The sequence below is a fragment of the Pseudomonas fluorescens genome, assembly GCF_902497995.1.
GTDB lineage: Bacteria > Pseudomonadota > Gammaproteobacteria > Pseudomonadales > Pseudomonadaceae > Aquipseudomonas > Aquipseudomonas fluorescens_BK.
The window spans coordinates 132,756-154,577 of record NZ_CABVII010000008.1; the positions used below are offsets into that span (position 1 = coordinate 132,756).

20 protein-coding genes and 1 pseudogene are annotated in these 21,822 nt (G+C 58.2%); 4 read left to right on the plus strand and 17 right to left on the minus strand.

What is annotated here, in order from left to right:
• Positions 1 to 1,524: 1,524 nt before the first annotated feature.
• The 17 genes and pseudogenes from F8N80_RS11785 to F8N80_RS31905 all read right to left on the minus strand — a co-directional run.
• Positions 1,525 to 1,869: pseudogene (locus F8N80_RS11785) on the minus strand (proton-conducting transporter transmembrane domain-containing protein); the annotation flags it as partial.
• Positions 1,870 to 1,894: 25 nt separating this feature from the next.
• Positions 1,895 to 2,209: a helix-turn-helix domain-containing protein gene (locus tag F8N80_RS11790; protein ID WP_150783927.1), complete on the minus strand. Its 315-nt coding sequence runs from the start codon at positions 2,207 to 2,209 to the stop codon at positions 1,895 to 1,897.
• Positions 2,210 to 2,419: 210 nt separating this feature from the next.
• On the minus strand, positions 2,420 to 3,883 hold the full coding sequence (gene nuoN, locus F8N80_RS11795; RefSeq protein ID WP_150783928.1) for an NADH-quinone oxidoreductase subunit NuoN: 1,464 nt from the start codon (positions 3,881 to 3,883) through the stop codon (positions 2,420 to 2,422).
• Positions 3,884 to 3,890: 7 nt separating this feature from the next.
• Positions 3,891 to 5,423, minus strand: a complete 1,533-nt coding sequence (gene nuoM / locus F8N80_RS11800) for an NADH-quinone oxidoreductase subunit M (protein ID WP_150746612.1) — start codon at positions 5,421 to 5,423, stop codon at positions 3,891 to 3,893.
• A 39-nt stretch (positions 5,424 to 5,462) separates the two neighbouring features.
• Positions 5,463 to 7,316, minus strand: a complete 1,854-nt coding sequence (gene nuoL / locus F8N80_RS11805; protein ID WP_150746611.1) for an NADH-quinone oxidoreductase subunit L — start codon at positions 7,314 to 7,316, stop codon at positions 5,463 to 5,465.
• On the minus strand, positions 7,313 to 7,621 hold the full coding sequence (nuoK, locus tag F8N80_RS11810) for an NADH-quinone oxidoreductase subunit NuoK (protein WP_007905077.1): 309 nt from the start codon (positions 7,619 to 7,621) through the stop codon (positions 7,313 to 7,315). Before nuoK ends, nuoL begins: the two co-directional genes overlap by 4 nt.
• A gap of 2 nt (positions 7,622 to 7,623) precedes the next feature.
• Positions 7,624 to 8,127, minus strand: coding sequence for an NADH-quinone oxidoreductase subunit J (nuoJ, locus tag F8N80_RS11815; RefSeq protein ID WP_095631557.1), 504 nt, complete (start codon positions 8,125 to 8,127; stop codon positions 7,624 to 7,626).
• A gap of 9 nt (positions 8,128 to 8,136) precedes the next feature.
• Complete coding sequence (nuoI, locus tag F8N80_RS11820) at positions 8,137 to 8,682, minus strand: NADH-quinone oxidoreductase subunit NuoI (protein ID WP_218244332.1); 546 nt, start codon at positions 8,680 to 8,682, stop codon at positions 8,137 to 8,139.
• Positions 8,683 to 8,694: 12 nt separating this feature from the next.
• Complete coding sequence (gene nuoH / locus F8N80_RS11825; protein WP_150746610.1) at positions 8,695 to 9,702, minus strand: NADH-quinone oxidoreductase subunit NuoH; 1,008 nt, start codon at positions 9,700 to 9,702, stop codon at positions 8,695 to 8,697.
• Entirely contained in the window at positions 9,699 to 12,413 is a 2,715-nt protein-coding gene (nuoG, locus tag F8N80_RS11830) for an NADH-quinone oxidoreductase subunit NuoG (protein WP_150783929.1), read from the minus strand. The genes nuoH and nuoG overlap by 4 nt, the downstream gene beginning before the upstream one ends.
• 137 nt (positions 12,414 to 12,550) lie before the next feature.
• On the minus strand, positions 12,551 to 13,906 hold the full coding sequence (nuoF, locus tag F8N80_RS11835) for an NADH-quinone oxidoreductase subunit NuoF (protein ID WP_150746608.1): 1,356 nt from the start codon (positions 13,904 to 13,906) through the stop codon (positions 12,551 to 12,553).
• Positions 13,903 to 14,400 carry an NADH-quinone oxidoreductase subunit NuoE gene (gene nuoE, locus F8N80_RS11840; protein ID WP_150746607.1) on the minus strand — a complete coding sequence of 166 codons (498 nt, stop codon included), beginning with the start codon at positions 14,398 to 14,400 and terminating at the stop codon, positions 13,903 to 13,905. The genes nuoF and nuoE overlap by 4 nt, the downstream gene beginning before the upstream one ends.
• Before the next feature lie 2 nt (positions 14,401 to 14,402).
• Positions 14,403 to 16,187 (minus strand): NADH-quinone oxidoreductase subunit C/D, encoded by a 1,785-nt coding sequence (gene nuoC, locus F8N80_RS11845; protein ID WP_150746606.1) that lies wholly within the window; start codon positions 16,185 to 16,187, stop codon positions 14,403 to 14,405.
• A gap of 72 nt (positions 16,188 to 16,259) precedes the next feature.
• Positions 16,260 to 16,934 carry a NuoB/complex I 20 kDa subunit family protein gene (locus F8N80_RS11850; protein ID WP_050682721.1) on the minus strand — a complete coding sequence of 225 codons (675 nt, stop codon included), beginning with the start codon at positions 16,932 to 16,934 and terminating at the stop codon, positions 16,260 to 16,262.
• A gap of 10 nt (positions 16,935 to 16,944) precedes the next feature.
• Positions 16,945 to 17,358: an NADH-quinone oxidoreductase subunit A gene (locus F8N80_RS11855; RefSeq protein WP_003223812.1), complete on the minus strand. Its 414-nt coding sequence runs from the start codon at positions 17,356 to 17,358 to the stop codon at positions 16,945 to 16,947.
• Between the two features lie 544 nt (positions 17,359 to 17,902).
• On the minus strand, positions 17,903 to 18,100 hold the full coding sequence (locus tag F8N80_RS32040) for an SDR family oxidoreductase (RefSeq protein WP_191632907.1): 198 nt from the start codon (positions 18,098 to 18,100) through the stop codon (positions 17,903 to 17,905).
• A gap of 92 nt (positions 18,101 to 18,192) precedes the next feature.
• Positions 18,193 to 18,663 carry an SDR family NAD(P)-dependent oxidoreductase gene (locus F8N80_RS31905; RefSeq protein WP_150783930.1) on the minus strand — a complete coding sequence of 157 codons (471 nt, stop codon included), beginning with the start codon at positions 18,661 to 18,663 and terminating at the stop codon, positions 18,193 to 18,195.
• A 127-nt stretch (positions 18,664 to 18,790) separates the two neighbouring features.
• On the opposite strand from F8N80_RS31905, the gene F8N80_RS11870 reads away from it, so the two are divergent.
• Genes F8N80_RS11870 through F8N80_RS11885 form a run of 4 tightly spaced genes read left to right on the plus strand, consistent with a single transcriptional unit; the run spans position 18,791 to position 21,803 of the window.
• Positions 18,791 to 19,021 carry a hypothetical protein gene (locus F8N80_RS11870; protein WP_150783931.1) on the plus strand — a complete coding sequence of 77 codons (231 nt, stop codon included), beginning with the start codon at positions 18,791 to 18,793 and terminating at the stop codon, positions 19,019 to 19,021.
• A gap of 16 nt (positions 19,022 to 19,037) precedes the next feature.
• On the plus strand, positions 19,038 to 19,772 hold the full coding sequence (locus F8N80_RS11875) for an aminotransferase class I/II-fold pyridoxal phosphate-dependent enzyme (RefSeq protein WP_224790674.1): 735 nt from the start codon (positions 19,038 to 19,040) through the stop codon (positions 19,770 to 19,772).
• Between the two features lie 4 nt (positions 19,773 to 19,776).
• Positions 19,777 to 20,598 (plus strand): pyridoxal phosphate-dependent aminotransferase, encoded by an 822-nt coding sequence (locus F8N80_RS11880; protein WP_263596956.1) that lies wholly within the window; start codon positions 19,777 to 19,779, stop codon positions 20,596 to 20,598.
• Positions 20,599 to 20,633: 35 nt separating this feature from the next.
• Complete coding sequence (locus F8N80_RS11885) at positions 20,634 to 21,803, plus strand: MFS transporter (protein ID WP_191632908.1); 1,170 nt, start codon at positions 20,634 to 20,636, stop codon at positions 21,801 to 21,803.
• The last annotated feature ends 19 nt before the right edge of the window (positions 21,804 to 21,822 follow it).

Genomic DNA, 21,822 nt, shown 5'->3' on the forward strand with positions numbered 1-21,822 from the left:
AGCGCAGACTGTTAACACTATTGTTGCTGATATATCTTGTCTGGTATGTCGCTGTCCCGAGGGTCAAAGTCTATTTCTCAGATGAAGGGAGTGGGGAATTGGAATTTGTCCTAAATACCCAGAACGATATATTTAGAGGGGGGATCTTTCCCGGCGAATCTACAGGAGGGCCTGGCCATCTTTTTCCCGATGATGATTTCTTTATGCGGCTTGACTGGGCTGTCTCAAATAAAAGTCATTGTATAATGATAAATCCTAACTGGCCGACGACCAATATCTACATTGCAGCGGATGGAACTCTCGACAAAAGCTCCAGCGGCGGAACAGATTTAGAGCAATTAGATAAATGCCCTTAGTCAGCGGGATGCGCAGTCTTGGTTTGACCAGTCGGGTGCGCCGAAGTGCCTGAAATCTTGGGAGGCGGCGCGTAAACGACTGAGGCTGTGAAAGGCGAACGGCACCGAAATGTGCCGTTTTATTGGTGGCTGTTTTATCGCCTTCGCGAGCAGGCTCGCTCCCACAAGTAATTGAAGGCGCTCCCAGTTGCGTTTAAAAGAGAATCACTGTGCGATATTGGTATTTTGTCCAGTTTTTCCAATGGCTACGAGTTAATATTTATATGGCCTTATGTCCGAAGAACATGGAAATTGAATATAGAAACCAGCCAGTGCAAAGACTGTATATTATTGTTCTCATGTATATTTTTGAGTAAGGTCGGTTCTTGTAGTGTGCTATAGATATTGCTAACAAGCCTACTGATAACAAAGTTAGGATCAGTATGGGGGTGATCATTTCCATTTTGGTGAATTCGTACCATACTACTGGGCTACCCTTCACGAGATAGGGGAATGCTATGTGCTGGTTGTAAATTGATTTGGCTGAGATCAGCGTGAAAATGAAAGCAGTAGTGCTGAATATTAAAGTTAATCGCCAGCGTGGTACTTTTTTTGTAATGATGGGGTGCACTTTTTTCCTACATGAATAGCAATTTCCGTGTTTGATCCTGGATGTTCCTGTGTTGTTTGGTGCGTGGCAACTGTTACATCTATTTGTTTTTGACTTCATTTATCAATGTTGTCCATTCGTCATTATTTCAGCCAATCCACTAGCGTCCGAGGTGGTCGTACAGCTGTGGCGAGGGAGTTTGCTCTCGCCGTCCGGTCAGCGCTCGGGCGAAGTAGACGCCAAAATTTCAGGCTGCTGCTATTTTGCGGGCACACCGGCCTCACCGGGATTGGGACTTCTGCGTAGTCCAGCGGAAGCGAGATCCCTCGCCGCAGACGTGTGTTGTTGCCGCTCTTTGGCTGGAGACTCAAAGCCCTCGACCAACTCAGAAACAATACTTCGCTTATTGTCTACAGCTGAAAGCCGGCCATTACCATAGAAGCAACTGAGCCGATTGTATGTAAGTTTTATCCGGTCTGCTTGCAGGCACTTTCCGAGAAAGGAGAAAGCAATCCTACAAAAGCAAAAACGGCACCCGAAGGTGCCGTTTCTGTTTTTCTACCGAGTACGCTTAAGCGATCAACCCGCCAGGCCCGATTGCTGAACCAGGTGCAGCAGCGGTTGTGGGTAGACGCCGAGGAAGAACGCGACCAGAGCAATAGCCAGCAGCATCACGCCGCCCGCACGTTGTTCCCAATGCAGTTGCGCATCGTGGCGACGCAGGTTCGGTTCCATCAGGTACAGGGTGACCATCACACGCAGGTAGTAGAACACGCCGATGGCGCTGCCCAGTACCAGGGAGCGGACCAGCCACCATTGGTGGTACTCGACGCCGGTGGCGATGATGTAGAACTTGCCGATGAAGCCCGCGGTCAGCGGGATGCCGGCCAGGGACAGCATCATCACGGTCAGTACCGCGGTCATGTGCGTGTGGTGCAGCCTCTACCGATCAGGTCAGGGCGGCGAGCTGCTCGATGGTTTGTGGAAAGCGTTCAACCAGGCGCATCAGTGTCGTGGCTTGGGCATTTGGCGTTGCCCGTCCCTGTTCCCAGTTTTCGAGGGTTCGGGTGTTGGTGCGCAGATACATGGCGAACACCGACCGGGAAAGGTTGAGTTGTTGGCGGATGGCTACCACTTCCTCGGCATTAATGGGTACCAGTTTTGGCAGCTGAACCTTGTGGGCCCGCAGCGTGATCTTGCCTTGGCGCTCGTCGGCCAAGGCTTCGAGGCCTTCCATCAGTTCGGAAAAAGTGTCACGTTTCATTGTGGACTCTCGTGTTGATTTCTCTATCCAGCGTTTGGTCTCCAAGGTAGTACCAAGTGCTTGATTCTGGCTGTAGGACGAAACGGACAATTCGGCGAGAGCTTTCGGGGATTGCAGAAGGAGGGCAGAGCAGCGGTAAAAAATCCTACAAACGCAAAAACGGCACCCGAAGGTGCCGTTTCTATTTACTACCGAATACCGCCTAAGCGATCAACCCGCCAACCCCGCCTGCTGAACCAGGTTCAGCAACGGCTGTGGATACAGCCCAAGGAAGAACGCCAGTGCAGCGATGGCCAACAGCATCACGCCGCCCGCACGTTGTTCCCAGTGCAACTGCGCATCGACGCGACGCAGGTTCGGTTCGATCAGGTACAAAGTGACCATCACGCGCAGGTAGTAGAACACGCCGATGGCGCTGCCCAGTACCAGGGAGCCGACCAGCCACCATTGGTGCGATTCGACGCCGGTGGCGATGATGTAGAACTTGCCGATGAAGCCCGCGGTCAGCGGGATGCCGGCCAGGGACAGCATCATCACGGTCAGCACGGCGGTCAGGTACGGACGGCGCCAGAACAGGCCGCGGTATTCGTACAGGGCGTCTGCGTCACGGCCTTTGTACGGCGAGGACATCAGGGTGATCACGCCGAACGCGCCGAGGCTGGTGATCACGTAGGTGACCAGGTATACGCCTATGGCTTCCACGGCCAGACCCTTGCTCGCGACCAGGGCGATCAGCAGGTAACCGAAGTGCGCGATGGACGAGTAACCCAGCAGGCGCTTGAGGTTGCTCTGGGTCAGTGCCAGCAGGTTGCCGAACAGGATCGACGCGATGGCGATGATGGTCAGCACGTCGCTCAGCACGCCACTGCTCGCCGCTGGCGAGATCTGGAACAGACGCACCATCACCGCGAATACGGCGACTTTCGAAGCGGTGGCCAGGAACGCGGCCACCGGTGCCGGAGCACCTTCGTAAACGTCCGGGGTCCAGAGGTGGAAGGGTACCAGCGACAGCTTGAACGCCAGGCCGATCAACATCATGCCCAGGCCCAGTTGCGCCAGAGAACTTGGCAGGCCGGTGGCCGCCAGGGCCTGACCGATGCCGTTGAAGCTCAGGCTGCCAGAGTCGGCATAGAGCAGGGCCATACCGAACAACAGGAACGCGGAACCGGCGGCCGACAGCACCATGTACTTGATACCGGCTTCCAGCGAACGCTTGTTGAAGAAGGCGTAAGCCACCAGACCGTAGACCGGTACCGACAGCAGTTCCAGGCCGATGAACAACCCGGCCAGGTGCTGCGCGCTGACCAGCACCAGGCCACCGGCGGCGGACATCAGGATCAGCAGGTAAAGTTCTTCACGGTTGCCCGGGTAACCCGAACCGCCATCGCCGAGGTAGGCGTGGGCGAGGGTCACACAAGCGAGGGTGGCGACCAGGATCAGCGCCATGTACAGACACGCGAAGCTATCGATCTGCAGCAGTGGGGTCACAGCCAATGGCGCGACTTTCAGGGCTGGCAGGATCGACAGCAACGCCAGGTTCAGACCCGCCACGGAAATCAGGAAGGTCTGCGAGTGGTTGCGGCGCCAGGCAATCGCCAGCATCACCACGATGATCGTGGCGCTGGTGATCAACAACGGCGCTAGCGCGATAAAGTGTTGAGTCGTGAATTCCATAGCGCTCTTACCGGGCCGAAGCGAGTTGAGTGAAGGCGGTACCGAGCCATTGCTGCACGCCATGCATCGTCGCGGCAGAGGTATCGAGGAACGGTTGCGGGTACACGCCGATGTAGATCAGCAGCGCCGCAAGCCCGACCACCATGATCATTTCGCGACCGTCCATGCCATGCAGTACCGCGTCCGATTTGGCCGGGCCGAAGTACGCACGGTGGATCATGATCAGCGAGTAGACCGAACCGAACACCAGGCCCGATGTCGCGATGATGGTGACCCAAGGCGCAGCGGGGAAGGTGCCGATCAGGATCAGGAACTCACCGACGAAGTTGCCGGTGCCCGGCAAGCCCAGGGACGCTGCTGCAAAGAACAGGCTGAGGGCCGGCAGGTAAGCGATCTTCGACCACAGGCCACCCATTTCACGCATGTCGCGGGTGTGGGTGCGCTCGTACAACTGACCGCTCAAGATAAAGAGTGCCGCCGCCGACAGACCGTGTGCCAGCATCTGCATCACCGCACCCTGCAGCGCCAATTGGCTGCCGGAGTAGATGCCGATCAGGACGAAGCCCATGTGGGAAACGGACGAGAAGGCAATCAGACGCTTGATGTCGGTTTGGGCGAAGGCCAGGAACGCACCGTAGAAGATCCCGATCAGACCGAGGGTCATGGCGATCGGCGCGAATTCGGCCGACGCATTCGGGAACAGCGGCAGGGCGAAACGCAGCAGACCGTAGGCCGCAGTCTTCAGCAAGATACCGGCGAGGTCGACGGAACCTGCGGTCGGCGCCTGGGCGTGAGCATCAGGCAACCAGGAGTGGAACGGTACGACCGGCAGCTTGACCGCGAAGGCGATGAAGAAACCGAGCATCAGGATGTACTCGGTGGTCAGCGACATCTTGGTTTTCAACAGGTCGGCGTAGTTGAACGTAATCACGCCGGTGTCGTTGAAGTTGACCAGCACCAGGCCCAGGATCGCCACCAACATGATCAGGCCGGACGCCTGAGTGAAGATGAAGAACTTGGTCGCCGCGTAGATCCGGGTTTTCTTGCCGTCCGAAGAACTGTGACCCCAGAGCGCGATGAGGAAGTACATCGGCACCAGCATCATTTCCCAGAAGAAGAAGAACATGAACAGGTCGAGGGCGAGGAATACGCCGACGACACCGCCCAGGATCCACATCAGGTTCAGGTGGAAGAAGCCGACGTGACGCTGGATCTCTTTCCACGAGCAGAGTACCGAGAGGACACCCAGCAGACCGGTCAGCATGATCATCAGCAGCGACAGGCCGTCGAGGGCCAGGTGCACGTTGATGCCGAAGCGCTCGATCCAGATGTGCTTGAACTCAAGCGCCCAGGTCGGGTCGGCGCCAGGCGCCGGGGCAAATGAATAATCACCGTTGGCCCACAGCCAGAGGCCTAGTGTGAGCAACAGGGACATGGTGATCAGCGCAATCCAGCGGGGGAGGGTGGCGCCGAAGCGCTCACCCATCCAGCACAGCAAGCCGCCGATGAAGGGGATCAGGATTAGCCAAGGCAGAATCATGACGGGCTCAATTCCTTTCGCAAGTTCGCAAGGTTCATATCAGACCGCTACCAGCACGATGGCGCCGATGACCAGCACGGAGCCGGCCGCCATGGAGGCCGCGTACCAACGCAGTTGACCGGTTTCGGTACGGCTCAGGGCGGTGTGGCCGCCCTTGGCCATGCGCGGGATCAGACCGATGGTCTGGTCGAGCGGGTCTTTGCGCAGTCCGTGGACGATCGCCAGGTAAGGCTTGACGAACAGTTTGTCGTAGATCCAGTCGAAGCCCCAGGCAGCGAACCACCAGGCCGACAGGAAGCGGCCGATGCCGCTGTTGGCGATGGCAGTGACGAAACGACGCTTGCCGAGGAACAGCAAGGCGGCCAGCAGGATACCGGCCAGGGCGATGGCGCCCGAGGCGATTTCCAGGCTGTGCTTGGCGTCGCCGCCGGCATGGCCGACGCTTTGCGGCAGCACGCCGTGCAGGGGCGGAACGATCATCGCGCCGATGGCGGTGGACAATACGATCAGCACCGACAGGGGCAGCCAGTGGGCAATGCCGTGACCGGCGTGGGCTTCGGTCTTCGCTTCACCGTGGAACGCGATGAAGATCAGGCGGAAGGTGTACAGCGAGGTCATGAATGCGCCGACCAGACCTGCGTACAGCAGACCCTGGTTGCCGCTGGCGAACGCTTCCCAGAGGATTTCGTCCTTGGAGTAGAAGCCTGCGGTCACCAGTGGCAGGGCCGCCAGGGCCGCGCCGCCGACGATGAAGCTGGCGTAGGCCAGTGGCAGTTTTTTCCACAGGCCGCCCATCTTGAAGATGTTCTGCTCGTGGTGGCAGGCCACGATCACCGCACCGGAGGCAAGGAACAGCAGCGCCTTGAAGAAAGCGTGGGTCATCAGGTGGAAGATCGCGCCATCCCAGGCACCGACGCCCAAGGCCAGGAACATGTAGCCGATCTGGCTCATGGTCGAGTAGGCCAGGATACGTTTGATGTCGGTCTGCACCAGTGCGGCAAAACCGGCCAGCACCAGGGTCACGCCGCCGACGATGCCGACGAGGTGCAGGATGTCCGGGGCCAACGCAAACAAGCCGTGGGTACGGGCGATCAGGTAGACACCGGCGGTCACCATGGTTGCGGCGTGGATCAGTGCCGAAACCGGGGTAGGACCGGCCATCGCATCCGCCAGCCAGGTTTGCAGTGGCAGTTGCGCGGATTTACCGACAGCGCCGCCCAGCAGCATCAGGGTGGCCATGACCATCCAGAAGTCGCCGGCCTGGAATTTCTGCGGCGCCAGCACCAGCAGTTCCTGGACATTCAGCGTACCCAGTTGGGCGAACAGGATGAACAGGCCGATGGCCATGAACACGTCGCCGATACGGGTGACGATGAAGGCTTTGAGTGCGGCGTTACCGTTGTTGCGGTTGCTGTAGTAGAAACCGATCAACAGGTACGAGCACAGGCCCACGCCTTCCCAACCGAAGTACAGGAACAACAGGTTATCGCCCAGCACCAGGAACAGCATGCTGGCGATAAACAGGTTGGTGTAGGCGAAGAAGCGCGAGTAACCGGCTTCGCCGCGCATGTACCAGGACGCGAACAGGTGGATCAGGAAGCCGACGCCGACCACCACACCGAGCATGGTCAGGGACAGACCATCCAGGTACAGGGCGAAGTTCGGCGTAAAGCCTTCCACCGCCATCCACTGCCACAACACCTGGGTGTAGTGACCGCCTTCAGGCGGGGCGACGTTGAACTGCCAGATCACATAGGCAGTGACGATCGCCGACAGGCCAATGGAACCGACGCCGATCAGCGCGGCAAGGTTTTCCGAGATGCGTCCACGGGAGAACGACAGCAGCAGGAAACCAATGAGAGGGAATACGAAAGTCAGATAGAGAAGATTCATCCGCGCATCTCGCTGGCAGCGTCGATATCGAGAGTGTGGAAGCGGCGATACAGCTGCAACAGAATCGCCAGGCCAATGCTGGCCTCGGCGGCTGCCAGGCTGATCACCAGGATGAACATGATCTGTCCATCCGGCTGACCCCAGCGGCTACCGGCAACGATGAACGCCAGGGCGGAGGCATTCATCATCACCTCCAGGCTCATCAGCACGAAGAGAATGTTGCGCCGGACCATCAGGCCGACCAGACCGAGGCAGAACAGGATGCCGGCGACCGCCAGACCATGCTCCAAAGGGATAGCAGGCATCGTCATTGCTCCTTGGCTTCGTTGCGGCCCAAGTGGAACGCCGTGACGGCTGCGGCGAGCAGCAGCATCGAGGCGAGTTCGACCACCAGCAGATAAGGACCGAACAGGCTGATGCCCACGGCCTTGGCGTCTACGGTGGTATGGCCGATGGCCTGGCCGCTGGCGTCGCTGAACAGCACGTACAGCAGTTCAACCAGCAGCAGGGCGCCGAGTGCGACCGGGCCGAGCCAGATGCCGGGCTTGAGCCAGACGCGCTCTTGCTGAACCGAGGCCGGGCCCAGGTTCAGCATCATCACCACGAACACGAACAGCACCATGATGGCGCCAGCGTAGGCGATCACTTCCAGCACACCGGCAAACGGTGCGCCGAGGGCGAAAAACGTCATCGCCACGGCAATCAGCGAAATGATCAGGTAGAGCAGGGCGTGCACGGGGTTGGTGTTGGTGATCACGCGAAGCGTGGACACCACAGCGATACCCGATGCGAAATAGAAAGCGAATTCCATCTTTCTTCCTTAAGGCAGCAAGCTCTTCACGTTGATCGGCTGGGCTTCATTCTGCGCGGAGCCTTTTGGCTTACCGGCAATCGCCATACCTGCAACACGATAGAAGTTGTAATCAGGGTTTTTGCCGGGGCCGGAGATCAGCAGATCTTCTTTCTCGTACACCAGGTCCTGACGTTTGAACTCGGCCATCTCGAAATCCGGTGTCAGCTGGATCGCGGTGGTCGGGCAGGCTTCCTCGCAGAGGCCGCAGAAAATGCAGCGCGAGAAGTTGATACGGAAAAACTCCGGGTACCAGCGACCGTCTTCGGTTTCAGCTTTCTGCAGCGAGATGCAACCGACCGGGCATGCCACGGCGCACAGGTTGCAAGCTACGCAACGCTCTTCGCCATCAGGGTCGCGAGTCAGGACGATACGGCCACGGAAGCGTGGCGGCAGGTACACGGCTTCTTCCGGGTACTGCAGCGTGTCGCGCTTGCGGAAGGCATGGCCGAAGATCATCACCAGGCTGCGAAGCTGGGTGAAGAAGCCATGCACGATGTCAAAAATGTACTTCATGATTCTCTATCCTCACTGAGCCGCGACGGCGGGCGTGTTGAGCAACACGATCGCAGCGGTCACCAGCATGTTGACGAGGGTCAGCGGCAGGCAGAACTTCCAGCTGAAATCCATCACTTGGTCATACCGTGGGCGCGGAATCGAGGCGCGCAGCAGGATGAAGAACATGATGAAGAACGCGGTTTTCAGCGCGAACCAGATGAACGGGATCTGCGGCAGAATGCCGAACGGGCCGTGCCAGCCACCGAAGAACAAGGTTACCAGCAGCGCCGAAATCAGCACGATGCCGATGTACTCACCGACGAAGAACATGCCCCATTTCATGCCGGCGTATTCAATGTGGTAACCGTCGGCCAGTTCCTGTTCCGCTTCCGGCTGGTCGAACGGGTGACGGTGAGTCACGGCGACGCCGGCAATGAAGAAGGTCAGGAAACCGAAGATCTGCGGAATGACGAACCACATGTTCTGCGCCTGGTACTCGACGATGTCGCGCATGTTGAACGAGCCGACCTGGATCACGATGCCCATCAGCGACAGGCCCATGAACACTTCGTACGACACGGTTTGTGCCGAAGCCCGCAAGCTGCCCAGCAGGGCGAACTTGTTGTTGCTCGACCAGCCGGCGAACAGCACCGCGTAGACCGACAGACCGGCCATGGCGAAGAAGAACAGGATGCCGATGTTGATATCCGCCACGCCCCAGGTCGGGGTGATCGGGATAATCGCGAAGGCAATCAGCAAGGCGCTCATGGCCACGACCGGTGCCAGGGTGAAGATCACCTTGTCGGCGAACGGCGGCGTCCAGTCTTCCTTGAAGAACATCTTGATCATGTCGGCGGCGATCTGGAACGCGCCGAACGGGCCGACGCGGTTCGGACCGTAACGGTCCTGCCAGAGGGCGAGCAAACGACGCTCGACCCAGCTCAGCAGGGCGCCGCACACCACCACGGCGAGCAGAATCACCACGGCCTTGAGGACCGCGATGATCACGTCGATCACTTCAGGAGTGAACCAGGTCATTGAGCTGCCTCCTGCAGACCGTCAACGGATTTGCCAAAGATCGCTGGCGGAATGCCAGCGATACCGGCCGGCAATGCGACCAGACCGGCACCCAGCTCTTCGTTGATGCGCAGCGGCAGACGCAGGGTCTGACCGGCCACGTTCAAGCTCAGCATGGCGCCGTCATTCACACCCAGGCGGTCGGCTTCGGACTTGGCCAGCGACACGTAAGCGGCCGGGATGCGTTCCTGGACCGGCGCGGCTTTGGAAGAGTTCTCTTCGCTGCCGAACAGGTGGAAGAACGGCACGACCTGCCAGGTGCCCGGAGCCGGGTTGAACGCACGTGGAACAGCGGCGAACCAGTTCAGCGAATCACCGCTGCTTTCGATCAGGCGGGTGCCCGGGTCGCCAGCGCGGATGTGACCACCGACTTCGTCCTGGAACTTGTTCCAGGCCTGCGGCGAGTTCCAGCCCGGCGACCAGGCGAACGGCACCTGTTGACGGGGTTCGACCGAGCCCGAGTAGCCTTCCATCGAGAAGGAAAACGCGGTGTCTTTGTCCTGGGAGGTCCGAGGTTCGTGCACGCTGATGTCGGCGCGCATAGCGGTCCGGCCACTGTAACGCAGCGGTTCGCGGGCCAGTTTCAGACCCTTGATGCGGAACGCGGCGGACGGTGCGGCATCGACGATGCGGTTCAGTTGCGGCGTGCTTGCAGCCACGGCAGCGGTGACGTGGTCCAGCTGGGTCCAGTCGATCGGCTGGTTCAGCAGGGTCGCGCGCAGGGCATGCAGCCAGCGCCAGCCTTCGTGCACCAGGATGCTCGCATCGAGGTAAGTCGGGTCGAAGACCTGGAAGAAGCGCTGGGCGCGGCCTTCCTGGCTGACCAGCGTACCGTCGCCTTCAGCGAAGCTGGCGGCTGGCAGGACCAGGTGCGCGCGATCGCTGGTGGCGGTCTTCTGATGGTCGGCCACGATCAGCACTTTCGCGGCGCTCAGGGCGGCATCGACCTTGGATTTGTCAGTACGGGTGTACAGATCGTTTTCCAGCACGACGATGGCGTCGGCTTTACCGTCGATCACAGCTTGCAGCGCGGCATCGACCGAGTTGCCACCGAGCATGGCCAGGCCAAGGCTGTTAGCCTCTGGCACGATCAGGCTGATGGAACCGTTCTTCTCGCGCAGCTTCAACGCTTTGGCGATGTTCGCAGCGGCTTCGATCAGCGCCTTGGAACCCAACGAGGTACCGGCAATGATCAATGGACGCTTGGCCGCGAGCAGGGTGTCGGCAATGCGCTTGGCCAGTTCAACGGCTTCAGCATCCAGGCCTTCAACGGCCGGTGCGCTGGCGTCGAGGGCGTGAGCCACGGCGAAACCGATGCGCGCCAGGTCGTCGGGAGCAGCGTGAACGCACTCTTCAGCGATGTCGTCGAGCTTGGTTTCAGCCAGGCTGGCGATGAACAACGGATTCAGCGCGTGCTGGCCGATGTTCTTCACCGCAGCGTCGAGCCAAGGCTGAACGCGCATGGCGTCGGCCATGTCTTCGGCCTTGCCCTTGACCGATTGACGCAGGGACAGCGCCATACGGGCAGCAGTCTGGGTCAGGTCTTCACCGAGGACGAAGATCGCGTCGTGGTCTTCGATGTCGCGCATGTTCGGAATCGGCAGCGGGCTGTCTTTCAGCACCTGCATCACCAGACGGATGCGTTCCAGCTCGGAGGCCTCGATACCGGAGTAGAAATGCTCGGCGCCGACCAGCTCGCGCAACGCGTAGTTGCTTTCGAGGCTGGCGCGGGGCGAACCGATACCGACGATGTTGCGACCGCGCAGCAGGTCGGCGGCTTTATCCAGCGCTTCGTCAAGGGTCAGCTTGGCGCCGTTGGCCAGCAACGGCTGACGCGGACGGTCCTTGCGGTTGACGTAGCCGTAGCCGAAACGGCCACGGTCGCACAGGAAGTACTGGTTTACCGAACCGTTGAAGCGGTTTTCGATACGACGCAGTTCACCGTAGCGCTCGCCCGGGGAGATGTTGCAACCGCTTGAGCAGCCATGGCAGATGCTCGGCGAGAACTGCATGTCCCACTTGCGGTTGTAGCGCTCGGAGTGAGTCTTGTCGGTGAACACACCGGTCGGGCAGACCTCGGTGAGGTTGCCGGAGAACTCGCTTTCCAGGGTGCCGTCTTCAACGCGACCGAAGTACACGTTGTCGTGGGCGCCGAATACACCGAGGTCGGTGCCGCCGGCGTAGTCCTTATAGAAGCGCACGCAGCGGTAGCAAGCGATGCAGCGGTTCATTTCGTGGGAAATGAACGGGCCCAGTTGCTGGTTCTGGTGAGTGCGCTTGGTGAAGCGATAACGGCGCTCGTTGTGACCGGTCATCACGGTCATGTCTTGCAGGTGGCAGTGACCGCCTTCCTCACAGACCGGGCAGTCGTGAGGGTGGTTGGTCATCAGCCATTCAACAACACTGGCGCGGAAGGCCTTGGACTCTTCATCTTCGATGGAGATCCAGGTGCCATCGGTTGCAGGGGTCATGCAGGACATGACGATGCGACCGCGGGTATCGTTCTCGTCGGTGTACTGCTTGACCGCGCACTGGCGGCAAGCGCCAACGCTGCCTAGGGCGGGGTGCCAGCAGAAATACGGGATATCGAGGCCTAGCGACAGACATGCCTGTAACAGGTTGTCTGCCCCATCGACTTCGAGCTCTTTGCCGTCTACGTGGATAGTGGCCATGGTTCAAAGTTCTTCGTTGGCCCGGTGTCAGCGGGCGTGGCTAATGGAATCTTGTTATCCGCACGAATCAACACAGCCGTTAAAGGCGTCATCGCACGAAAAGCGAAGGGCACGGACCCTTCGCCTTTTTTAAAGCGTTAAGCGCCGACTACGATCGGCCTTGCCAGAGGCGGGACGACGGCGCTGACAGGCGCGATGCCGGCTTCGAACTCATGGCGGAAGTATTTGATTGCGCTGCCCAATGGCTCCACGGCGCCCGGTGCGTGAGCACAGAAAGTCTTGCCCGGGCCGAGGAAACCGACCAGACCCAGCAGGGTCTCGATGTCGCCGGCTTGCCCTTCACCGTTCTCGATCGCGCGCAGCAGCTTGACGCTCCACGGCAGACCGTCACGGCATGGGGTGCAGAAACCGCACGACTCACGGGAGAAGAACTCTTCCATGTTGCGCAGCAAGGACACCATGTTGACGCTGTCGTCCACCGCCATGGCCAGGCCGGTACCCATGCGGGTGCCCACCTTGGCGATGCCGCCGGCATACATTTGTGCGTCCAGGTGTTCAGGCAACAGGAAACCGGTACCGGCGCCGCCTGGCTGCCAGCACTTGAGTTTGTAACCGTCGCGCATGCCGCCGGCGTAGTCTTCGAACAACTCGCGACCGGTGACGCCGAACGGCAATTCCCACAGGCCCGGGTTCTTGACCTTGCCGGAGAAGCCCATGAGCTTGGTGCCCATGTCTTCGCTGCCTTCGCGAGCCAACGATTTGTACCAGTCCACGCCGTCGGCAATGATCGCCGGCACGTTGCACAGGGTCTCGACGTTGTTCACGCAGGTCGGCTTGCCCCACACGCCAACGGCGGCAGGGAAGGGCGGCTTGGAGCGCGGGTTGGCGCGGCGGCCTTCGAGGGAGTTGATCAGTGCGGTTTCTTCACCGCAGATGTAACGCCCGGCACCGGTGTGGACGAACAGCTCGAAATCAAAACCCGAACCCAGGATGTTCTTGCCCAAAAGGCCGGCTGCCTTGGCTTCTTCCACGGCACGGTTGAGGTGCTTGGCGGCGGTGGTGTACTCGCCACGCAGGAAGATGTAGCCACGGTAGGTTTTCAGCGCGCGAGCACTGATCAGCATGCCTTCGATCAGCAGATGGGGCAGTTGCTCCATCAGCATGCGGTCTTTCCAGGTGTTGGGCTCCATTTCATCCGCGTTGCACAGCAGGTAGCGGATGTTGATGGATTCGTCCTTGGGCATCAGGCCCCACTTCACGCCCGTGGGGAAGCCTGCACCGCCGCGACCCTTGAGGCCGGCGTCTTTCACGGTCTGGACGATGTCGTCCTGGGCCATGTCGGCGAAGGCCTTGCGCGCAGCGGCGTAACCGTTCTTGGCCTGGTATTCGTCGAGCCATACGGCTTCGCCGTCGTCACGCAGACGCCAGGTGAGCGGGTGAGTCTCGGCCGAACGCTTGATGCGGTTGGCAGGACCGAAGGAAGTCAGGGTCATACGTAGCCCTCGAGCAATTTGGCAACGCCTGCAGGCTGCACATCACCGAACGTGTCGTCGTCGATCATCAACGCTGGCGCCTTGTCGCAGTTGCCGAGGCAGCAGACCGGCAGCAGGGTGAAACGACCATCGGTGGTGGTCTGGCCCAGGCCGATGCCCAGCTTGCTCTGGAGTTCGCTGACCACCGATTCATGGCCGCCGATGTAGCAGACCATGCTGTCGCAGACGCGAATGATGTGGCGGCCGACCGGCTGACGGAAGATCTGGCTATAGAAAGTAGCCACGCCTTCAACGTCGCTGGCCGGGATGCCGAGGATCTCGCCGATGGCGTACAGGGCGCCATCCGGCACCCAGCCACGTTCCTTCTGGACGATCTTCAGGGCTTCGATCGACGCCGCGCGCGGGTCTTCGTAGTGATGCAACTCGTGCTCGATGGCCGAGCGCTCGGTTTCGCTCAGGGCGAAACGGTCTGTCTGGATAAGCGTGCTGTTCATGCTTAGCGGTCCACGTCGGCCATAACGAAATCGATACTACCCAGGTACGCGATCAAGTCCGCGACCATGCTGCCTTTGATCACCGAAGGGATCTGCTGCAGGTGCGGGAAGCTTGGGGTGCGAATCCGGGTGCGGTAGCTCATGGTGCCGCCATCGCTCGTCAGGTAATAACTGTTGATGCCCTTGGTCGCTTCGATCATCTGGAAGGATTCGTTGGCCGGCATGACCGGGCCCCACGAAACTTGCAGGAAGTGCGTGATCAGGGTCTCGATGTGCTGCAGCGTGCGCTCTTTCGGCGGCGGCGTGGTCAGCGGGTGATCCGCCTTGTACGGGCCTTCCGGCATGTTGCGCATGCACTGCTCGATGATCTTCAGGCTCTGGCGCATTTCTTCGACACGCACGATGCAACGGTCATAGGCATCGCCATTGGCCGCCAGCGGTACTTCGAATTCGAAGTTCTCGTAGCCGGAGTACGGACGGGCCTTGCGCAGGTCGAAATCGCAACCGGTCGAACGCAGGCCGGAACCGGTGACGCCCCATTCCAGGGCTTCCTTGGTGTTGTAGGCCGCGACGCCGATGGTCCTGCCACGCAGGATGCTGTTGTCCAGGGCGGCTTTCTGGTATTCGTCCAGACGCTTTGGCATCCACTCGACGAAGTCTTTCACCAGTTTTTCCCAGCCCCGCGGCAGGTCGTGGGCGACGCCACCGATGCGGTACCAGGCCGGGTGCAGACGGAAACCGGTAATGGCTTCGATCACCGTGTACGCCTTCTGGCGGTCGGTGAAGGTGAAGAACACCGGGGTCATGGCGCCAACGTCCTGGATATAAGTCCCCAGGAACAGCAGGTGGCTGGTGATCCGGAAGAACTCGGCCATCATGATGCGGATGACGTCGACCTTCTCTGGCACCTTGATGCCGGCCAGCTTCTCGACCGAAAGCACGTACGGCAGGTTGTTCATCACGCCGCCGAGGTAGTCGATACGGTCGGTGTACGGGATGAAGCTGTGCCAGGACTGACGCTCGGCCATCTTCTCGGCACCACGGTGGTGGTAACCGACGTCCGGCACGCAGTCGACGATTTCTTCACCGTCCAGTTGCAGGATGATGCGGAACGCACCGTGCGCCGAAGGGTGGTTCGGGCCGAGGTTGAGGAACATGTAGTCCTCGTTCGCCCCGGAACGCTTCATGCCCCAGTCTTCAGGCTTGAAGCGCGCGGCTTCTTCCTCGAGCTGTTGCTTGGCCAGGGTCAGGGTGAACGGGTCGAACTCGGTGGCACGGGCCGGGAAGTCCTTGCGCAGCGGGTGACCTTCCCAGGTCGGCGGCATCATGATGCGGGTCAGGTGCGGGTGACCGGCAAAGTTGATGCCGTACATGTCCCACACTTCACGCTCGTACCAGTTGGCATTCGGCCAGATGTGGGTGACGGTCGGTACGCTAAGGTCGCTCTCGGACAAGGCGACCTTGATCATTACGTCACTATTACGTTCGATCGACATCAAGTGATAGAACACAGTGAAGTCGGCGCCGTTCGGCAGCCCTTGACGCTTGGTGCGCAGACGCTCGTCCACGCCGTGCAGGTCATAGAGCATGACGTACGGCTTGGGCAGGTTGCGCAGGAAAGTCAGGATTTCGACCAGTTTGGCCCGGGCAACCCAAAGCACCGGCATGCCGGTGCGGGTAGGCTGGGCGGAAAACGCCTCGGGGCCAAAACGGTTATTCAGTTCGACGACCACATCCTGGTCGTCTGCCTTATAAGGCGGGATGTACAGAGCACTGCCTGTAGTCATGGTTATTTATCGCTTTCGGTCAACGTAAAGAATGAAGCCAGGTTCTCGTTCTATAAAAGAAGCAGATCTGGATCAGACTTCGTCGGGGCTGCGCAGGTTGGTGACTGCGATTCGCTGTTCGCGGCGCTGTTCCTTCTGCGAAGGCATCTCGGCGCGGTACACGCCTTGATCGCCGACGACCCAGGAAAGTGGGCGACGCTCCTGTCCAATCGACTCCTGCAACAGCATCAAGCCTTGCAGGAAAGCCTCGGGGCGGGGCGGGCAGCCAGGCACGTAGACGTCCACGGGCAGGAACTTGTCCACCCCTTGAACGACGGAGTAGATGTCATACATGCCACCGGAGTTGGCGCACGAACCCATGGAGATGACCCATTTAGGCTCGAGCATTTGCTCGTAGAGACGCTGGATGATCGGCGCCATCTTGATGAAGCAGGTACCGGCGATAACCATGAAATCCGCCTGGCGCGGCGATGCCCGGATAACCTCGGCGCCAAAGCGCGCGATGTCGTGGGGCGCCGTGAAGGCGGTGGTCATTTCCACGTAGCAGCACGAAAGGCCGAAGTTATACGGCCACAGGGAGTTCTTGCGCCCCCAGTTGATCGTGCCGTTAAGCACGTCTTCGAGCTTGCCCATGAAAATGTTTTTGTGGACTTGATCTTCTAACGGATCGGAAACGGTTTCCCGCTGGCCGATCGGATACTGCTCGTTAGGAGCATCGGGGTCGATCCTGGTGAGATTGTATTGCATTGCCAAAGCCTCATTGTTTCAGCTTCGCCTGCCGCTTGCGACGAGCTTCCGGAGCCCAGTCAAGGGCGCCCACTCGGAACAGGTAGACAAGACCTGCCAACAGAATTGCTATGAAAACGAGAGCTTCGACGAATCCGGTCCAGCCGCTTTCGCGGACGGACACAGACCAGGCAAAGAGAAAGAGGGCTTCGATATCGAAGATCACGAAGAGCATCGCGACCAGATAGAATTTGGCTGAGAGCCGCAAGCGGGCGCCACCTGTAGGTAGCATGCCGGACTCGAACGGTTCGTTTTTGCTGCGGCCCCAGGCTTTTGACCCGAGGAGGCTGGAGACGCCGAGCATGAAGGCGCACAGGCCGACAACGCCCAGAAGGAAAATGGCAAAGCCCCAGTTGTGGGCCATGAGTCCTGTCGCTTCGGGCATGCTGGAAATCCTTAACAGAGAGCAAAGGTCTCTGAGCTTGAAAAAGAAACAACGCAGTGACGATATGTCGCAGCAATCGATCCCGCTGATTTTATGGCTAAACACCGTGCAAGTAAAATTCAGATAGCGAAATTATTGAGCGAAATAAGGACATCGCGGACCTCCAGGGCCCTGTAGCCCATGCGTGGCGGGCATTAGCCGGGTTTTCGTTAAATATGTTTTGTAAGGAATGTAACGAACATAATCCGAGTTAAATGATAATCAATATTGTTTGCGGTAGTTTTTAAACTGCTTAGCGGGCGGGTGAGTGGGAAGTTGTCTTATATGCGCATACTGCAAGTAGGGGTGGCGCACGTTTTAGCGGATTTTCCTGACGGCTTGGCGGCTCCAGGTCAACGCGTTTGCCCCGGACTGTCACCGCCTCCTGTGGGAGCTGGCTTGCCAGCGAAGAGGCCCGAAAGCCTTGCGCTGAATTTGCGGCCTTCGCTGCGGTGCGGCGATCCGACAAGCCAGCTCCTAGGATGGGGTAATCCCGGGCAGTTCTTTAGAGACAGCTGTGCCCCCCATCAATCACCAGATAGGCACCCGTCATCCACGATGACTCGTCAGATGCGAGGAGGATGGCAGCGCCTGTCATATCTGAGGGAATGCCGGCACGCTGCATTGGAATCTCATTTTTTCTGTTCTGCCATATCTCCGGGACGTTCCGCCACTGGTTGGCGTTGCTATTGGTGGCGGTCAATCCAGGTGAAATAGGTTGACCCTGATGCCATGGGGCGCAAGTTCCACGGCACAGCTTCGTGTAAGCATCGATGGGGCAGTCTTGCTGCCTTGCTAAGCTGGCATCCGACTGACCGACTTGAAGGCGCTGACCGATGAAATATTAATGATGCTGCCGCCCTGTTTGCGTGCTATGCAATCTTTTGCAAAACGTTGAATGGCAAAGAAGGGAAAGCGAAGGTTCACTGCTAAGGTACGTTCGTACTCGTCGCCGCTCAGCTCCAGAAATGGGGTGCGGGTTATAAATGCGGGGTTATTGACAAGTATATCTATCGGGCCGACGTCTGCGTGCGCTGTCTCGAAGAGCACATCGACGCTACAGCTTGCAACATCCATAAGCATGAAACTGGCCCGCTGTTCAAGACCCCCGGCTAATGCAGTAACTGCGCGCGCGGCGGCTTCATCCGTGCGGGCGGTAATGAAGACATCGACCCCTTGGGCAATGAACGCTTCGGCTATCGCTCTTCCAACGGCTGCCGATGCACCTGTTATTAGAGCTCGCTTACCTTTTAATCTTCCTTCCATGATTGAGCCTCCGTTTAGAGGTCGGTTGTAATAGAGTGGGCGTAACGCCTCAATATAGAGTGGCGTCTAAACTTTTCTGGTGTGAAGTCCAGCAAAATTAGATTGTTTCGTTACATGATATTTCTGGTTGGCGCTGGGTGTCATTTCTCATCTGGCTCGCATGGCGTATATGTCATTTGTTGATGCGCTGTTTAAATGGGGTCTTGGTTTTGTCGAAAATTCCTACGGAACTTTCATTCGTAAATTAACGACTTTTCTTAGTTGCCGAAATAAAATGAATGTGCAAGGCTACTGGGGCTGGCAGGAAGTGGTCGGTGTGTTGAGTTTCGTTGCTGTACTGGCTCTTCTTGCGTCATGAATGATGGAGGTCGTGTATGTCAGAGCAAAAAAACAAATATATTAATACTGCCAGGTCCGTCGACATCGGTAATCCTTCTTGGGCACTTGCACAAGATTCAGGGCTTACCGATTTGAGTATTGAGCACACTCGGCAGGGGCGCATGCAAGACCAGAACGGGCATGAGTTCATGAATATGTGCTCTTGTTCATATTTGGGGCTTGAGGTTGATGAGCGTCTGGCGCGACGTGCTGCAGATTATGTGCTGAGTTGCGGTACCGTGAATTTGCCCACCTCGCGTATCAGAATAAGGTTGAAAGAGCTCGATGAGCTAGAAGATGCTTTATCTGCGCATTTCAATTGTCGAGCATTCACAGCGACTTCCTGCAGCGCGGGCATCGTCGCGTCTCTGCCCCTGCTGGCAGCCGGTATGTTTACTGATGGCCAACGCCCCTTTTTGATCTTTGATAAACATGCCCATTTCGCACTCAATCAGGTCAAGGCAATCTGTGGTGATGAAACGCAGGTTGTCACTTGCAATCACAATGATGTCGATTTCATTGAGGATATGTGCAAGCGTCATCCTTTGGTCGCGTATGTTGCTGACGGTGCTTATAGTATGGGGGGAAGTGCGCCTATTGAACGTCTGTTGGCTTTGCAGGACAAGTATGGGCTGTTTCTCTACTTCGATGACTCTCACTCATTGAGTGCCTATGGCGAGCGGGGTGAGGGTTATATTCGTACTTTCATGCCTGATCTCGCCTGGGGATAGGGTGGTGGTTCCTTCTCCGGTTTTTTCCTTCTATTACCAGATGCTCGACGTCAATGGCGTAGTACCGGTGATCGTTGGGTTCGAGAAACAAGCCCAAAGATTCGTGCTGCCTACCGATGCTGTACTCGAATCCTTGCGGACTTGCCAGGGACTGATCCTGTGTAACCCCAACAATCCTCTGGGCGTACGCACCGACCCTGAGCAATTGAAAGCGCTAGTCAAGGCTTGTGTAAGACAAGACAAGCCGATGATCGTTGACGAATGCTACTTTGAGTACCTGCAACACTCGTGTCTGGATGCATTCAGCGCGGTCAGGCAGTTATTCGTCATTCGTTCGTTCTCCAAATACTTTGGTCTTGCCGGGTTGCGCCTGGGGTATGTAGTCACGCGACCGGAATCAATTCGTGAGCTGATGAAGGTGCGCGGCCCATGGGATGTAAACCATGTGGCGGTGAAAGCTGCGCTGTTCTGCTTGCAGAACCGGGATGCAATGCAGCAGGCGCACGATAAACTCGCGCAAATCAAGCGTGAAATAATCGAAGTCTGCCGGGCTAACGCGATCGTCGTATACGAAAGCGATACGAATTTTTTGCTATTGCAGGATCAGTACGACGGTCGTCTGGCCAACGCTTTCGCTCAGGCTAAAATTCGCGTCAGCGACTGTTCACAATACCCCCACAGCTTTGGCCTGCTCCACAATATGTTACGTGTGGCCGTTCCTGCTTCGGCGGATCTCAAAAAATTCCTGAAGGCAATACTACTTGGGAGCGGCAGTGCTGCTGCCAGCGTTGCGTGCTTGCGCAGCGTCGAGGTTATCCTCAAGTGAAGAGATTGCTAAAAAGGATCGGTCTGGCGGCAGGGATGCGCAATATCGTTTTGCTCAGGTTGCTGTTCGTCATGGCAAATGCCTTGGGGCCTTTCGCTGCCTTGTTTTTCCAGCGTCATTACCAACTCGACAGTTCGGCGGTGGCGTTGGTGATCACGCTAATGTCGGCGTTCTATCTGGTGGGCAATCTGTTGGGCGGGGCGCTGGTCGGTCATTATTCCTTCCGGGCGCTTTTGATCAGTACCTCGTCCTGTTCATCGGTGTTTTTGTTGCTCGCTGCCGTGTTCAGCTCATCGATCGCCTCCATTGCGATGGTGCTGTTGTTCATGCTGTGTGCGGGCCTGATCACTCCGGTATTCAGTGTCCTCACGTCCTTGGTGGCAAATGAAAGCAACCGCATCGCTTCCTTTGGCTATTTGCACTTGGCCAGCAATCTTGGGGCAGCGCTGCTGTTCATGATTGGTGGTTATTTGCTTGGCCTCGACAGTCACTACCTGATGCTTTTTGCGATGGTCGTGAGTGTGTTGTGCGTTTTAGCAAGTGTCTTTCTGGCGCTGCCGGAACGCCAGAGCGCTGTACCTGAAGACAGAAGAGCTGCCCTCGGCGCGATGGTCGATGTGCCAAGGATCGTGATCATCGCCGGCGCCATGTTCTTTGCGTTGTCCGTGCTGGATGCGCAGCGTGAATATCAGTTGCCTCTTTGGCTTGATATGGTGACGGCGGGGAAGGCCGCCAGCGTGTTCGGTGCTGTCGGTATCGTTAATGCGTCGCTGGTGATCTTATTGACGCAACCACTTATAGCGTTGACGTCGCGTTTCGGGGCGCTCACCAATCTGTCCCTGGCTGCGGTTTTTTACGGTATCGGGTTTGGCGCCTATGCCTTTTTCGAACACACGGTTCTAATCCTCGCGTTTGTTTTCTTCTGGACGCTGGGTGAGATTCTCGGCATTACCTACATCACTGCGCTGATTTCGCAGAAAACCACATTGCAAACTCAGGCCAGTCTTTTTTCCCTTATTCCGATCGTGCTGGCGGGGGCGAGAATGGTATCCGTAGGGCTGGGCGCCTCGTTGATCACCGGGGTCGGTTTCCAATTGAGTTGGAGTCTATATGGGCTGTTGGGCATCCTGTTCGGAGGCGGCTGTCTTTTGGTTGCTGCCAGGACGGCTGTAGCGCCCCGTGTTTCATCGCCGGACAGGAGCTGAAGCAAATCGACCGGTAACT